At 75.6% G+C, this 14,844-nt stretch carries 14 protein-coding genes and 1 pseudogene; 5 read left to right on the plus strand and 10 right to left on the minus strand.

Annotation, left to right across the window (positions count from 1 at the left end):
• Positions 1–486: 486 nt before the first annotated feature.
• The 10 genes and pseudogenes from GA0070609_RS12650 to GA0070609_RS12695 all read right to left on the minus strand — a co-directional run bounded on the left by GA0070609_RS12650 (position 487) and on the right by GA0070609_RS12695 (position 9,099).
• A complete protein-coding gene (locus GA0070609_RS12650; protein ID WP_088994000.1) occupies positions 487–789 on the minus strand; it encodes a hypothetical protein in 303 nt (100 codons plus the stop codon).
• A 68-nt stretch (positions 790–857) separates the two neighbouring features.
• Positions 858–1,205, minus strand: coding sequence for an antibiotic biosynthesis monooxygenase family protein (locus tag GA0070609_RS12655; RefSeq protein WP_088994001.1), 348 nt, complete (start codon positions 1,203–1,205; stop codon positions 858–860).
• On the minus strand, positions 1,205–2,449 hold the full coding sequence (locus tag GA0070609_RS12660; protein WP_088994002.1) for a beta-ketoacyl synthase N-terminal-like domain-containing protein: 1,245 nt from the start codon (positions 2,447–2,449) through the stop codon (positions 1,205–1,207). The genes GA0070609_RS12655 and GA0070609_RS12660 overlap by 1 nt, the downstream gene beginning before the upstream one ends.
• On the minus strand, positions 2,446–3,720 hold the full coding sequence (locus tag GA0070609_RS12665; RefSeq protein WP_088994003.1) for a beta-ketoacyl-[acyl-carrier-protein] synthase family protein: 1,275 nt from the start codon (positions 3,718–3,720) through the stop codon (positions 2,446–2,448). Before GA0070609_RS12665 ends, GA0070609_RS12660 begins: the two co-directional genes overlap by 4 nt.
• 55 nt (positions 3,721–3,775) lie before the next feature.
• Entirely contained in the window at positions 3,776–4,180 is a 405-nt protein-coding gene (locus GA0070609_RS12670) for a cupin domain-containing protein (RefSeq protein ID WP_088994004.1), read from the minus strand.
• A complete protein-coding gene (locus tag GA0070609_RS12675; protein WP_088994005.1) occupies positions 4,173–4,910 on the minus strand; it encodes an SRPBCC family protein in 738 nt (245 codons plus the stop codon). The genes GA0070609_RS12670 and GA0070609_RS12675 overlap by 8 nt, the downstream gene beginning before the upstream one ends.
• Before the next feature lie 242 nt (positions 4,911–5,152).
• A pseudogene (locus GA0070609_RS12680) lies at positions 5,153–6,496 on the minus strand (acetyl-CoA carboxylase biotin carboxylase subunit); the annotation flags it as partial.
• 10 nt (positions 6,497–6,506) lie between these two features.
• Entirely contained in the window at positions 6,507–7,058 is a 552-nt protein-coding gene (accB, locus tag GA0070609_RS12685) for an acetyl-CoA carboxylase biotin carboxyl carrier protein (protein ID WP_088994006.1), read from the minus strand.
• Positions 7,055–8,764 carry an acetyl-CoA carboxylase carboxyltransferase subunit alpha gene (locus tag GA0070609_RS12690; protein WP_088994007.1) on the minus strand — a complete coding sequence of 570 codons (1,710 nt, stop codon included), beginning with the start codon at positions 8,762–8,764 and terminating at the stop codon, positions 7,055–7,057. Before GA0070609_RS12690 ends, accB begins: the two co-directional genes overlap by 4 nt.
• Positions 8,761–9,099, minus strand: a complete 339-nt coding sequence (locus GA0070609_RS12695) for a TcmI family type II polyketide cyclase (protein ID WP_088994008.1) — start codon at positions 9,097–9,099, stop codon at positions 8,761–8,763. Before GA0070609_RS12695 ends, GA0070609_RS12690 begins: the two co-directional genes overlap by 4 nt.
• A gap of 426 nt (positions 9,100–9,525) precedes the next feature.
• Between GA0070609_RS12695 and GA0070609_RS12700 the strand changes: the two genes are divergently transcribed.
• From GA0070609_RS12700 to GA0070609_RS12720, 5 genes are all read left to right on the plus strand, one after another.
• Positions 9,526–10,332, plus strand: coding sequence for an AfsR/SARP family transcriptional regulator (locus GA0070609_RS12700; protein ID WP_088994009.1), 807 nt, complete (start codon positions 9,526–9,528; stop codon positions 10,330–10,332).
• A 123-nt stretch (positions 10,333–10,455) separates the two neighbouring features.
• Positions 10,456–10,803 carry a TcmI family type II polyketide cyclase gene (locus GA0070609_RS12705; protein ID WP_088994010.1) on the plus strand — a complete coding sequence of 116 codons (348 nt, stop codon included), beginning with the start codon at positions 10,456–10,458 and terminating at the stop codon, positions 10,801–10,803.
• A 14-nt stretch (positions 10,804–10,817) separates the two neighbouring features.
• A complete protein-coding gene (locus tag GA0070609_RS12710) occupies positions 10,818–12,167 on the plus strand; it encodes an FAD-dependent oxidoreductase (RefSeq protein ID WP_088997693.1) in 1,350 nt (449 codons plus the stop codon).
• A gap of 274 nt (positions 12,168–12,441) precedes the next feature.
• On the plus strand, positions 12,442–13,416 hold the full coding sequence (locus GA0070609_RS33605; protein WP_231928660.1) for a hypothetical protein: 975 nt from the start codon (positions 12,442–12,444) through the stop codon (positions 13,414–13,416).
• 200 nt (positions 13,417–13,616) lie between these two features.
• Positions 13,617–14,822, plus strand: a complete 1,206-nt coding sequence (locus tag GA0070609_RS12720) for a low temperature requirement protein A (RefSeq protein WP_231928662.1) — start codon at positions 13,617–13,619, stop codon at positions 14,820–14,822.
• Positions 14,823–14,844 lie beyond the last annotated feature (22 nt).

The raw sequence follows: 14,844 nt of genomic DNA on the forward strand, positions 1-14,844 counted from the left end.
GGCAGGCAGGCACCCGCGGTGCGGCACCGGATCGGACCTCCGCCGGCAGGCGCTGTGGAGCTGATGTCGCAAACGACTCAACCGCTCCCACCGCCCGGCCCGGCCACGGACCCGACACCCAGCCGGACCCCAACCCGCACCACTAGGAAGCTGATGTCGCAAACGACTCGACCACTCCCGCCGCCCAACCCGGCCACGGACCCGACACCCGGCCGGACCCCAACCCGCACCGCTACGGAGCTGATGTCGCAAACGACTCAACCACTTTCACCGCCCGGCCCGCCCCCGAACTATGGTGCCGACAGGGTCTGCCGTGCGCCGCACCAATCCGTCCGGACGGACCCTCCGCCGTGAGTCGTCCAGGACATCAGCTCCACAGTGGCGCGGATGGGCCCGGTGGCGGCCGACCGGGTGGCGGTCGGACGGACCGGGCGGCAGCCCGACGGACCGGGCACGCGGCGGCCCGACCGACCCCGCGCGCGGGGGTCAGGGCGCCGGTGGCAGTACCACCCGGGCGGTGCGCCGCTCGCCGTCCATCGCGCGCATCGCGCGGGCCAGCGTGCCGGCGTGCAGTTCCGTCTCGCCGCGCTCGCGCATCAGTTCGGCGACGGCGGCGACCGCCTTCGCCTCGGCCGCCAGGGCCTGCGCGGCGACCGCGCAGCCGAGCGGGTCGAAGTGGCCGCTGTCCCGGGCCGGGTTCAGCCGGGCGACCAGGTCGACGATGCGCAGGTACCGCTCGACGAGCTCCTGCTCGGCCCGGGTCAACGCGGGCAGGTCACGTTCGCTCATCCCCGCAGCCTCCCACCGGATCCGGCGGCCGGCCGCCCCGGCGCCGCTGACGACGCCGCGCTGAGGCTTCAGGCCGGCGTCTCGACCGGGGTCTGGGCGGGAGCATGGGAGTGGGTCTGGGCGTGTATGTGGAAGCGCAGCGACCGGGCGTCGGTGAAGCACTCCCGCATCGGCCGCACCAGGTCGCGGTGCTCCGGACTGCGCTCCCACCGCTCGAAGTCGGCCAGCGCCGCCCACTCGCTGGTGATCAGCCACTGCTCCGGGTCGGTGGCCGAGCGGCAGACCTGGTCCACCAGGTGCCCGGGCACCCCGCCGGCGACCTGGTGGCGGATCTGCTCGTACGCGGCGAGGAACGCCTCGGTGCGGGCCGCCGGCACCCGCACCAGGAACACCACCCGGGCCCGTTGATCGGTCATCACGCCACTCCTTCCGCCGGCGCCGCGCCGCGCAGCACCAGGGCACTGTTGAAACCGTCGAAGCCGCGCGCGCAGACCACGGCGGTCCGGCTCGCCGGCCGCCGGTGGGCACGCAGGAAGTCCAGCTCGCAGCCCTCGGCCACCTCGTCCGGCCCGGCCGACGCGGGCAGCGTGTCGTGCCGGAAGGCGAGCAGCGCGGTCGCCACGTCCACCGCCGAACCGCCCTGGTGGGCCCGGCCGGTGAGCGGTTTCTGCGTGGTCACCGGCGGCGGGCGGGTGCCGAAGACGGCGCGCAGCGCGGCGGCCTCGGCGCGGTCGTAGCGGGGCACGCCCAGCGCGTCGGGCAGCACCACGTCCACCTCCGCCGGCTCGACGCCGGCCCGGTCCAGCGCCAGCCGGATCGCCCGGGCGTACTGCCGGGGGTCGCCGGCGCCGTCCGGTCCGGTGTGCACGCCGTCGTGGGTGGCGCCCCAGCCGGTCACCTCGCCGTAGATCCGGGCGCCCCGGGCCAGCGCCCGCCCCAGCTCTTCCACCACGAACACCGCGCCGCCCTCGGCCGGCAGGTAGCCGCTGGCGGCGACGTCGAACGGCCGGTACGCCCGCTCCGGGTCGGCGACGTCGCTGAGCAGCCCGGACCGCAGCTGGCAGGCCAGCGCGTACGGGCTCAGCGGGCACTCGGTCGCGCCGGCGATCACCACCGGGGTGCCCCGGCGGATGGTGCGCACCGCGTGCGCCAGGCTGTCCAGGCCACCGGCGGACTCGGCGGCCAGCACGCCGCACGGCCCCTTGAACTGGTGGTGGATGGAGAGCTGGCCGACGCTGGCCGCGTAGAACCAGGCGATCGACTGGTACGCCCCGACGGTCCGCGCCGGCGAACCCCAGAGCCGTTGCAGTTCCCGCTGGCCGAACAGGTTCCCGCCGGACGAGCTGGCCAGGGTGACCGCCCAGCCGTACGGGTCGGGGGCGCGTTCGGGCAGCCCGGCGTCGGCCAGCGCCAGCCGGGTGGCGGCGAACGCCAGGTGCGTCCACCGGTCGGTCTGCACCAGCCGGCGGTTGTCCGCGTACCCGGCGGCGTCGAAGCCGGGGACCTCGCCGCCGTACCGGGTGGGATAGCCGGCCGGGTCGAAGTGGGTGATCGTCCCCGTCCGGCGGGTGCCGGCCAGCACGGTCCGCCAGTGCGCGTCCGCGCCGACGCCGCTGGGCGCCACCACGCCGATCCCGGTGACCACGGCCCGGGCGGTCACGCCGGCACCGTCCGGGGCAGCCGGCGGAACACCATGGCCGACTGGAAGCCGCCGAAGCCGCTGCCGACCGAGAGGGCCACGTCCACCGGCAGCTCGCGGGCCTCGTTCGGCACGTAGTCCAGGTCGCACTCCGGGTCGCGGGTGGCCCAGTTGGCCGTCGGCGGCACCACGCCATACTCGATGGCCAGCGCGCAGGCGGCCATCTCGATCGAGCCGATCGCGCCGAGCGAGTGCCCCACCATCGACTTGATCGAGCTGACCGGCACCCGGTACGCGGCCTCGCCGAGCGCCCGCTTGAACGCCGCCGTCTCGTGCCGGTCGTTCTGTCGGGTGCCGGAGCCGTGCGCGCTGACGTAGGAAACCTGCTCCGGGGCGATCCGGGCCTGGCCCAGCGCGGCGCTGACCGCCAGCGCCATCTCCACCCCGTCCGGCCGCAACCCGGTCATGTGGAAGCCGTTGCTGCGGCTGGCGTAGCCGGCCACCTCGCAGTAGACGTGCGCGCCGCGTCGCCGGGCGTGCCCGGCCTCCTCCAGCACCAGCACCGCGGCGCCCTCGGCGAGCACGAAGCCCTGCCGGTCGGCGTCGAACGGCCGGGAGGCGTGCGCCGGGTCGTCGTTGTCCGGGCTGGTCGCCTTGATCGCGTCGAAGGAGGCCACGGTGACCGGGGAGATCGGCGAGTCGGCGGCACCGGCCAGCACCACGTCCGCCTCGCCGTCGACGATCAGCTGGTGGGCGTACCCGATGGCGTCGATGCCGGAGGTGCACCCGGTGGAGACCACCTGGGCCGGGCCGTGCAGGCCGTGCCGGCAGGCCACGTCCGCGGCGAGGCTGCTGGGCACCAGCGCCTGGTACAGGTACGGGCCGCCGCGGGCGTGGTCGACCAGCCACCGGCGGCCGGTGTCGCTGACCCGCACGTACTCCTGCTCCAACGCCATGGTGCCGCCCACGGCGGTGCCGAGCACCACCCCGGCGTGGTCCCGCTCGGCCTCGGTCAGGTCCAGTCCGGCGTCGGCGACCGCCTCCGCGGCGCAGGCCAGCGCGAACTGCACGTACCGGTCGGCGCGGCGCCGCTCGGCCTCGGTGAGCCCGGCGGCGACCGGGTCGAAGTCGCACTCGGCGGCGATCCGGGACCGGAACGGCGACGGGTCGAAGAAGGTGATCCGGCGGGTCGCGGTACGCCCCTCGGTGATCGCCTTCCAGAACCGGTCCCGGGTCACGCCGCCCGGTGCGACCACCCCGATGCCGGTCACCACCGTGCGGCGCCGGCTCACGACAACACCTCTGTTCGCGACTGCGGGGCTCGCAACCCCGGCTCACTCCTCGCGCTCACGACCCACCCCGGTGCTCGGCCAGCTCGGTGTCGACGTGGCCGAGCTCGGGCCGGGGCGCCAGCGGCCCGAGGTGGAAGACCACCTCGGCCGGCTCGTCGCCGGTGTTGCGCAGCCGGTGCCGGACGTCGACCGGAACGAGCAACGCCTCCCCGGCGGCCAGCGGCACCGGCCGGTCGTCGAGGTCCACGGTGATCGCGCCGCGGCACACGTAGAGGAACTCCTCGCTGTAGGGGTGATAGTGCTCGGCGATCCGCTCCCCCGGCGCGAGCGCCGCCACCCCCATGAAGCCGGAGGTGCTGCCGACCGTCCGCGGGCCGAGCAGCACCCGCAGCTCACCGCCACGGCGCCGGTCCGGCGGTACGTCCCGGGCGGCGACCAGCCGCAGTGTCCGCTCACTCATCGTCGCCTCCGCTCAACTCGCCGGTCGGCGCGCCGTCGCGGGCCAGCCGTTCCACCCGCTCCTTGATGACGGCCAGCTGCACCGCGCTGTTGGCGTTGATCCGGTCGGTCATGCCGGCGTTGTCCACCGGCGCGGCCGGCTTCATGGCGAAGTCCTGCACCCAGGTCATCCGGGTACCGCCGGGCTCCTCGGTGTAGCGCCAGTGGATCCGCATGTACTCGAACGGCCCGGTCTCCACCCGCTGCGCCCGGACCTGCCGGGTCGCCGGGTCGGCGGTGCGCTCGCTGACCCAGCTCCAGGCGATCCCGTTCTCGTCCGGGTGCATGGTGAGCCGGAACCGCACGGTGTCGCCGTCGCGGTGCAGGATCTCCACCCGGGCGTACTCGGTGAACAGCTCGGTCCAGCGGGCGACATCGTTGGTGACCTCCCAGACCAGCGGCAGGGGCGCCGCGATCAGCACGCTGTTCTCGGTGTGTCCAAGCGGGTCGGCCCGGCGGGCCACCAGCTCCGCCACGGCGGGGATGCTCAGCTGGGCGGCCTGTTCCGGGATCTGCACCTGCCAGCGGTCGGCGACCACGGCGGAGAGCTCCAGCAGGGCCAGCGAGTCCATGCCCAGCTCCTCCAGGGACGCGGCCGGCGCGCGGGCGGCCGCGTCCGGGTCCAGTCCACAGTGGGCCACCAGGATCTCGGTGATTTCCCCGGTCAGCGGACGGCCATGGGTGACGGTCATCGGGTCCTCCTGTGCGGTCGGTCGGGCGGGCCGGCGGGCCCGCCGGGGCGGGCGGCGTCGGATGGCCGGGTGGCCGGCGGGTCGGCGGGTACGCCGGGCGGGCGGGTGGCCGGTGGCTCGCCGGGCCCGGTCGGCGGGCGGGCGGCGGGCGGCCCGCCGGGTGGCCGGGCGTCGGGCGGGCGGGTGGCCGGCGACCCGGACGGCGGCCCGGTCGGCGCGGCCGGTCGGGCCGGGTCCCGGGCGGCGAGCAGCCGGTCGACCAGGCCGGTCGAGTAGCGCCCCTTGCGGAACCCGGGATCGTCGAGCACCCGGCGGACGAACGGGATGGTGGTGCACACCCCCGGCCCGGCGACGTCGAACTCGTCGAGCGCCCGCTCCAGCCGGTTCAGGGCGAGGTCCCGGTCGGGCGCCCAGACCGCCACCTTGGCCAGCAGCGAGTCGTAGTACGGGCCGACGACGTAGCCGGGGTGTCCGTGGGTGTCGACCCGGGTGAACGGGCCGCCGGGCGGGACGAACCGCTCCAGCCGGCCGGGGGTCGGGGCGAAGTCGCGGTCCGGATCCTCCACGTTGACCCGGCACTCGACCGCCACCCCGTGCGGGCGGACGTCCTGCTGCCGCAGCCGCAGCGGCACGCCGGCGGCGATGTGCAACTGCTCGTGCACCAGGTCGATCCCGGTGATCATCTCGGTGACCGGGTGCTCCACCTGGATCCGGCAGTTGATCTCCAGGAAGTGGAACCGCTCGTCCGCGTCGACCAGGAACTCGACAGTGCCGGCGCCGGTGAAGCCGACGTCGAGGGCGCCGTGCAGGGCGGCCGCCGCGATCGCCTCCAGGGTGGCCGTGGAGAGTGCCGGCGCCGGTGCCTCCTCGACCAGCTTCTGGTGCCGGCGCTGCACCGAGCAGTCCCGGGTGCCCAGGTGCACGCCGTTGCCGTGCTGGTCGCAGAGCACCTGGACCTCGACGTGCCGGGCGTCGGTGAGGTACCGCTCGACGTACACCCGGTCGTCGCCGAAGACCGCCTGCGCGGCCGCCCGGGTGCGCGCGTACGCCCGGGGCAGCTCCGCCGGGGTGTGGACCACCGTCATGCCCCGCCCGCCGCCGCCGGCCGCCGCCTTGACGATCACCGGGTAGCCGACCTCGGCGGCCACCGCCACCGCCGCCGCGGCCGTCGGCACCGGTCGGACGCTGCCCGGCGGCAGTGGCAGCCCGGCCCGGCGCATCAGCGCCCGGGCGGAGGACTTGTCGGCCAGTTCGGCCATCACCCGCGGCGGCGGGCCGATGAAGGTCAGTCCGTTCTGCTCGCAGATCTCGGCGAAGTCGGCGTCCTCGGAGAGGAACCCGTAGCCCGGGTGCACGGCCTGCGCGCCGACCTGCCGGGCCGCCTCGACGATCGCCGCGGCGTTGAGGTAGCTGCGCCGGCTCTGCGCCGGCCCGATCCGGACCGCCTCGTCGGCGAGCCGGACCGGCGTCGAGTCGGCGTCCGCGCTGGAGTAGACCACCGCGGTGCGCACCCCCAGTTCGCGGCAGGCCCGCAGCACCCGCAGGGCGATCTCGCCCCGGTTGGCGATCAGCACCTTCTCGAACATCGCCACCACCTCAGGCCGGTTCCAGGGCGACCAGCGGCTGGTCGTACTCCACCGGCTGGCCGTCCTCGGCCAGCATCTCGACCACCCGCCCGGCCCGGTCCGCGGTCACCTCGTTCATCAGCTTCATCGCCTCGACGATGCCGACCACCTGGCCCGGCCGGACCAGGTCGCCGACGGCGACGAACGGCGCGGCGCCGGGTTCCGGCGCGCGGTAGAAGGTGCCCACGATCGGCGAGCGCACGGTGCTCCGGGCCGGCCCGTCCCCGCCCGCGGCCGGCGCCACCGGCCCGGCGGTGGGTTCGGGCGCCGGCCGGGGTGCCGGCGCGGGTCCTGCGGCCGGGGCGGAGGGGCCGTGCCACTCCACCTCCAGCACGGTCTGCCCGCTGCGCAGCCGGACCCGCCGCACCGGTCCGGCCAGCTCGGCGACGAGCTGCCGGGCCTGCCGGCGCAGCCCGGCCAGCACGGCGTCCACCCGGTCCGGACTCGCGTCGGCTGCCGGCGGGCCGGAGCGGGGCGGCGGGGTGGCCGTGTCCGGCGAACTCCCGGTGCGCGCGGCGGTCACCGGGCACCCGCCCGGACGCCGGCCGCGCCGAAGCGCCGGAACCGCTGCCGCCGCCGGCGCACCAGCGTCGCCGGGGCCACCTCCAGCAGCGGGGTGAGGTTGGCCAGCAGGGCCACCCGCAGCAGTCGGCCGGCTGCCTCCGGATCGTCCTGCGCCGCGGGGTCCGGCTCCGGCACCACCTCGTCCACCACCCCGAGCCGGCACAGGTCGGGCGCGGTGAGCCGCAACGCGCGGGCCGCCTGCGGGGCCGCCCCGCGGTCCGGCCAGAGGATCGCCGCGCAGCCCTCGGGGCTGATCACCGAGTAGACCGCGTGCCGGAGCATCAACACCCGGTCGGCGACGGCCAGGGCCAGCGCCCCGCCGCTGCCGCCCTCCCCGGTGATCACCGCGACGACCGGGGTGGGCAGCATGGTCAGCGCCAGGATGTTCTCCGCGATGGCGGCCGCCTGGCCCTGCTGCTCGGCGGCCACGCCGGGATCCGCGCCGGGGGTGTCCACCAGGGTCACCACGGGCAGGCCGAGCCGCGCGGCGAGCCGCATCAGCCGCAGCGCCTTACGGTGCCCGGCCGGGCTGGCCATGCCGAAGTTTCGGGCAACCAGCTCGGCGGTGGTGTGCCCCTTCTGGTGGCCGATCACCATCACCGGGTGGCCGGCCAGCCGGGCCAGGCCGCCGACCACCGCCGGGCAGTCCCCGCCGAGCCGGTCGCCGTGCAGCTCGACGAAGTCGTCGAACGCCGACTCCAGGTAGTCCAGGGTGGTCGGCCGGTCCGGGTGCCGGGCGGCGCGGACGGTTGCCCAGGCGTCGCCGGCCGGGCCGCCGGCCGCCGACGCCGAGCTGGCGGTCGCCGGGTCCACGGCGGCCGGCTGCGACGGGCGTACGTCCGGAGCCGGGTCGGGCCGGCGGGCGGCCCGGGCCGCGGCGAGCAGCGCGGTCAGCCGGCTCCGCAGGGCCCGCCGGGGCACCACCATGTCCACCTGCCCGTGCCGCAGCAGGAAGTCGGCGGTCTGGAAGCCGTCGGGCAGTGCCCGGCCGGTGACCTGGCGGATCACCCGGGGGCCGGCGAAGCCCATCCGGGCGCCGCTTTCGGCGATCACCACGTCGGTGTTGGTCGCGAAGGACGCCGCCACTCCCCCGTACGTCGGGTCGGTGAGCACGCTGACCGTGAGCAGGCCCGCCTCGCGCAACGCGGCGACGGCCTGGCTGACCGTGGCCATCTGCATCAGCGACAGGGCACCCTCCTGCATCCGCGCCCCGCCGGAGGCGGTGACCAGGACCAGCGGGATCCGGTCGGCCAGGGCCCGCTCGGCGGCGCGGGTGATCAGCTCACCGACCGCGCTGCCGAGGCTGCCGCCGAGGAAGCGGAAGTCCATCACCGCGAGCGCGCAGGGGTGCCGGCCGATGGTGGCGGTGCCGCAGAGCACCGCCTCGGCCAGCCCGGTGCCGGCGCGGGCTGCGGTGAGCCGGTGCGGGTACGGCAGCACGTCGACGAAGCCGATCGGATCCACCTCGGCCGGACGGTCGGGCAGCATGGTGAACGAGCCGGGGTCGACCAGCTGGCGCAGCCGGTCGGGCGCGCCGAGCCGGGCGTGCGTGCCGCATTCGGGGCACACGTCGAGGTTGCGGTGCAGCCGCTTGCGGTACAGCAGCGTGGCGCAGCCGGCGCAGCGGGACCAGAGCTGCGCCTCCCGGGGCGCGGTGGCGGTCACGACGGCCGTCCGGCGGGCGCGGCGTCGAAGCGGTAGAAGCAGCGGGCCATGGCGTCCCGCGGTGAGCGCCAGTCCGGCAGGTACGGCGAGACGTATGGCCGCAGCCGCGCGCTGACCCGCTCGAACTCGGGGTGGCCGCGGGCCGTCTCCACCGCCGCGTCGCCCGGCAGTTCGGTCTCCAGCAGGTGCACGTAGAGGTCGTGCAGCCGGTACAGCGACCGGTGCCGGACCCCGACCAGGCGTGGCAGCTCGGTCGCGTCGGACTCGGCGAAGATCTCGGCGACCCGCGCCTCGGCGGTCGGTACCACCTTCGCGACGATGAGCGAACGGTCCATTGATGAGCCTCCCCCCACGGCGTCCGGTGCCGGCGACCCCGGGCGGACGCGCCGGACGACTGCCGACACGATGCGCCCGGAGGCGTCACCCGGCCGTCACCGGGCATCGCCGACGGGCGACCCGGCTTGGTGACGGTGCGTTGACGCAAGCTGTGTATCCGCTGTCCGTCCGCTGACCGACGCGCCATCCCGCAGTGGCATATTCGCAGTTCGGAGCGGTTCTCACGGTCGCCGGCGGAGCGTCGAATCGCCGACCAACGTGTTGACGCAGCGTAATCGCTATTGATAATCTTCGTCGCGGTCACCCCGGCGGGCGCCGCACGCGCCGCCGGTGCCGCGGCGGAGCGAGCTCGACAGTGGCGTCACGGGCGGCCGCGCCGGGGACACAGCAGACAGTCGGGACGAGCGTTCCGCAGGGGGTGCCGCGTGGCCGCTTATCCATCCGTGCCGACCGCCGGGGGACGTCCCGGCGCCGGCATCTCGCTGCACCTGCTCGGCGGTTTCCAGCTGCTGCACGCCGACGCGCCGGTGGTGGTGCCGCGCGGCCTGCAACGGGTCATCGCGCTGATCGGGCTGCGCCCCGGAGTCACCCGCAGCAACCTGGCCGGGCTGCTCTGGCCGGACGCGCCGGAGGAGCGGGCGCTGTCCTCGCTGCGGACGGCGCTGTGGCGGCTGCGCCAGGACCCCTGCTGCCCGCTGGACACCAGCGGCGACACGCTGCGGCTCGACCCGCTGGTGCGGGTCGACGTGGACGACCTGGTCGGCACGGCCGCCCGGGTCCGCGACGGCGACGACCCCGGCACCGCCGCCGGGGCGCTCTGCGCCGGCCGGCACGACCTGCTCCCCGGCTGGTACGACGACTGGGTGCTGTTGGAGCGGGAGCGGCTGCGCCAGCTGCGGCTGCACATGCTGGAACAGGTGGCGTGCCAGCACCTGGCGGCCGGCCGGCACGGCGAGGCGCTGGAGGCCGCTCTGGAGGCGATGGCCGCCGAGCCACTACGGGAGACCCCGCACCGGCTGGTGGTCCGCATCCACCTCGCCGAGGGCAACGCCTTCGAGGCGGTGCACGCCTACTACGTCTACCGGGACCTGCTGCGCCGGGAGCTGCACCTGGAACCGTCGGCGGCGATGAGCGCCCTGCTCGCCGACACCCTCGCGCCGATCCGGCAGGCCAGCGGCGACGCCCGGCCCCGCCCCCGCCGCGACCCGGCCACCCGCGGCGCGACCCGCTGAACCCACCCGTCATCGCCGCCGCGACGCGGGTGACGGCCGGGTGACAGGGCGGCGGGCAGGGTGGGCGGCACAGGTGTCCGTGGCCGCTTCCCCGCCGGGAGCGCCACCGGGGAGAGGGGTCCCATGAGCCGTCTACTGATCGTCAGCAGGATCATCCCGGGCGCGGAGGGACGGGTGGCGCAGATCTTCGCCGAGTCCGACGCGACCGAACTGCCCACCCTGACCGGTGTCCGGCACCGGTCCCTGTACTGCCTGCACGACCTGTGCGTACACCTGATGGAAACCGCGGAGGTCGACCCGGACGCGCTGGCCGAGGCGCGCAACCATCCGCTCTACCGCCAGGTCAACGAGCGGCTCTCGGCGCACACCTCGCCGTACCTGCCGACCTGGCGCTCGCCGCGGGACGCCATCGCCGGCTGCTTCTACCGGTGGGACGCGGCGTCGGCGCCCGCGCCGCGACCGGCCGGGTGAGCGGGCCGATCACGATGGCCGCCAGCACACCGCACGTCCTGGTCATCGGCGCCGGCACCGGCGGGCTCTGCCTGGCGCACGGGCTGCGCCGCGCCGGGATCAGCGTCGCCGTCTACGAGCGGTACCGCACCCGCGGCGAGGGGCTGCTCGGCTACCGGGTCGGCATCGGCCCGACCGGCAGCCGGGCGCTGCGCGAGTGCCTGCCGCCGGAGCTGTTCGACACCTACCTCGCCACCTGCGCCCGGTCGCCGCGGTACTTCAACGTGATCAGCCAGCGGATGCGCCAGACCGCGTCGTTCGAACTGCGGCCGGACACCGACCCGGTCGACACCGAACGCTCGGTGGCCCGGATGACGCTGCGCCAGGTCCTGCTGACCGGCATGGAGGACGTGGTGCACTTCGACAAGACCTTTATCCGCTACGAGCAGCGCGACGACGGCACCGTCACCGCCCACTTCGCCGACGGCAGCACCGCCACCGGAGACCTGCTGGTCGCCGCGGACGGCACCCACTCGGCGGTCCGCCACCAGTACCTGCCGCACGCGGTCACCCGGGACGCCGGCACGATCAACATCGCCACCCGGATCCCGCTCACCCCACACACCCGCGGCCTGCTGCCGGAACGGATCCGCCGGGGCATCTCGCTGATCTTCGGCGCCGGCGGGATGATGGGCGTGCTGCACGTGATGGAGTTCAAGTGGGACCGCGACGGCGCGGTGAAGCCGGAGGTCAGCGCGGCCGACGCGGCCGTGCTGGCCCGCTGGCCGGGGCTGGCGCACGACAACACCCGGGACAACATCAACCTGGTCATCTGGAGCACCGCCCGCCGGTTCCCCGCCGACGTGATGCGCCGCCGCGGCGAGGAGCTGATCCGGCTCGCCCTGGAACTCACCCGCGGCTGGCACCCGAACCTGCGCGAGCTGCTGGCCTGCGGCGACCCGGACAGCGCCCTGCCGATCAGGGTGAGCACCTCGGAACCGGTGCCGCCGTGGAAGAGCAGCACCGTGACGCTGCTCGGCGACGCCATCCACACCATGACCCCGGGCCGCGGGGTGGGTGCGAACACCGCGCTGCGCGACGCCGCCCTGCTCTGCCGGCAGCTGCGGCTGGCCGCCGCCGGCGACAAGCCGCTGGTGCAGGCGGTCGCCGACTACGAGACGGTGATGGTGCCGTACGGGTTCGCCCGGGTCGCCGACTCGCTGAACCGCAGCGGCACCAACGGCGACGACCGGATGTACCACCCGCTGTTCGGCCGGCTCGCGCTGCTCGGCGCCCGTGGCTACTTCACCGTCACCAGCCGGGTGCCCCGGCTGCGCCGCAAGTTCGTCGACGACTTCTACACCTACCGGGGCGAGGAGGACTGACGACCGTCCCGTCACGACCCCGGCGCCCGGCGGCGCCGGGGTCGTCCCGCTGTCCGCCCGCTGCGGGCGGCGGCCGGCCGCCCCCGACACCGTCCGTCGCCCGTCGGGCACCGCCGGTACGGCCCGTCCCGCCGGCACGGATGGATGCCGAGCCTCCCTGTCCGCCGGATCGCGCGTGTGCGAAGCTGCGGCGAGTTTTTCTCGCGAGATTCCGACGTGAACGAGAGGGAGGTTTGCCGTGGCGTGGTCTTTCGGGCACTGGCTGATACTGATCGTGGCTCTGTTGGTGGGCCTGGCCGCCGGCTGGGTGCTGCGCGGCCGGCGCGACGCAGCGACCGCCGGCTCGCCCGGCATGGACGGTGGCGCCGCCGGCGGCATGACGGCCGTGGTGGCCGAGCCGGCGCCCGTCGCCACCACCGACACCGTACGGCCCGAGGCGACCGTCGACCCGGCCCCGGCCGCGGTCGCCGAGCAGCCCGCGCCGGTCGACACCGTGCCGGCCCAGCCGGGGCCGGCCAGCCCCGCGGCCGACACCGTGGACCCGGCCGACATGGCGCTCACCGACGGCCCGGCGTCCACGCCCGACCCGGCGACCGACCGGGGCCGGGGCGTCGACGAGCCGGCCGAGGCCGACGCCGCCCTGGTGGCGGAGCTGGCCGCCCGCGACGGCGAGGACGGGCCCGGGGCCGAGGTGCCGGTCAGCGTGCCCGACACCGACCGCACCGACGACGACGAGCCGGCCGTGGTCGGGCAGCGGCCGGCGCCGGCCGCCGAGCGGACCTCGGACGTCGCGGCGGCCGAGCCGACCACGGCCGAGCCCGTCGACGCCAACACCGCCAAGCCGGTCGAGGCCGAGACCGCCGCCGAGCCCGTCGACGCCGACGCCGCCGCCAGGTCGGGTGGGCCGGTGGCCGACGAGCCGCCGGCGCGGCCGGCCGTCGCCACTCCGCCGGTGCGGCCGGTACCCGCGCCGGCGCCGGCCGCGGAGGCCGCCGGGGACGCCGAGCCGGCCGACGACTTCCGCCGGATCCAGGGGGTCGGGCCGAAGATGGCGGCCGCGTTGCAGGCCGCCGGCGTCCGGACCTACCGGCAGCTGGCCGAGCTTGACGAGGCGGGCCTGCGGGACCTCATCCGGGCCGCCGGGCTGCGTGCCGCGCCCGGCCTCGCCACCTGGCCGCAGCAGGCCAAGGTGCTGGCCGGCACGCCGGAGGCGGCCGCCGTCCTGCCCGCCGGCGGGGACGACGCCTGACCGGTCGCGGCCCGGCGGTCGACGAACCGACCGCCGGGCCGCGACCGCGGGAACCACCGGCCGGCGCGTCGGCCGCGGGGATCCAGCCGCGGCGATCCGCGCCGAAAAAGCCGCATACCGGACGCGTGGTCGGCTGGAGATCGCTACCGTCGGAACAGGGCCGGACGGCCCGCCGAGCCGATCCCCGCCAGGAGCAGCCCGTGCAGGACCCGACGCCGGAGCCTGCCCCGAGCCGGGACCGCCCCCCGATGCGCGACCCGGAGGCGCCCCGGCGGGTGACCCTGCTGGAGCTCTTCTTCGACCTCGTCTACGTGGTCGCCCTCGCCCTCATCTCCCGGGGCCTGATCGAGGAACTGGACTGGCACCGGGCCGGGCAGGCCCTGATCATGCTGGCCGCGATGTGGTGGACGTGGGCGATCACCACCCTGGTCACCGACCTCTACGATCCGGAACGCCGAGAGATCAAGCTGCTGGTGGCCGCGGTGATGTTCGGCGCGCTGCTGATGACCACGGCCATCCCGGAGGCGTTCGGCGCCCGGGGGCTGGTCTTCGCCGGCACGTACGTGGCGATCCACCTCGGTCGCGGACTGTTCCTCATGCCGACCGTCCGCGGGCACCGACAGACCCAGCGCCGGGCCGCCCGCATCTTCCTCTGGTTCGCCGTCTCGGCGGTGCCGTGGATCGCCGGCGCGTTCGTCTCCGGGGACGGCCGGATGGCCCTCTGGGCGCTGGCGCTGGCCATCGACTACACCGGCTTCCGGCTGGCCTACCCGGTGCCCGGCCTGGGCGTGGTGCCCGACAGCCAGCGCAACGTCACCGCCGAGCACCTCTCCGAGCGGTACCAGCAGTTCTTCATCATCGCCCTCGGCGACGCCATCCTGACCATCGGCACCATGTTCAGCCTGAAGCACTCCGAGGCGGAGAACATCGCCGCGTTCGCGATCGCGTTCACCACCACGCTGCTGCTCTGGCGGGTCTATGTGCACAAGTCCGGGGAACTGCTGCCGCTGGCCATCGCGTCCGCCCGGGACCCGAGCAAGTTCCTCAACACCGCCCCGTACACGCACCTGCTGATGGTGGCCGGGGTGGTCACCACCGCCGCCGGGTTCGATCTGGTGCTGCACAAGCCGGAGGGCAGCACGCCGCCGGCCTGGGTGGCGGTCATCCTCGGCGGCCCCGGGCTGTTCCTGCTCGGCCGCGCCGCGTTCGAGTACGAGGTGTTCAGCCGGGTCTCGCTGTCCCGTCCCGGAGGGCTGCTCGTCCTGCTCACCGCCGCGCCGGCGGCGCTGTTCCTGCCGCCGGTCTTCGCCGCGCTCGCGGCGATGCTGGTGCTGTTCGGGGTGGCGCTGGCCGATCGCCGGCGCAGCCGGGGCAAGCCGCCGGAGGCGCCCTCCCCGCCGCACTGACCCAGCCACAACTCCGGCAGCC

The organism is Micromonospora echinaurantiaca (assembly GCF_900090235.1).
Lineage (GTDB): Bacteria > Actinomycetota > Actinomycetes > Mycobacteriales > Micromonosporaceae > Micromonospora > Micromonospora echinaurantiaca.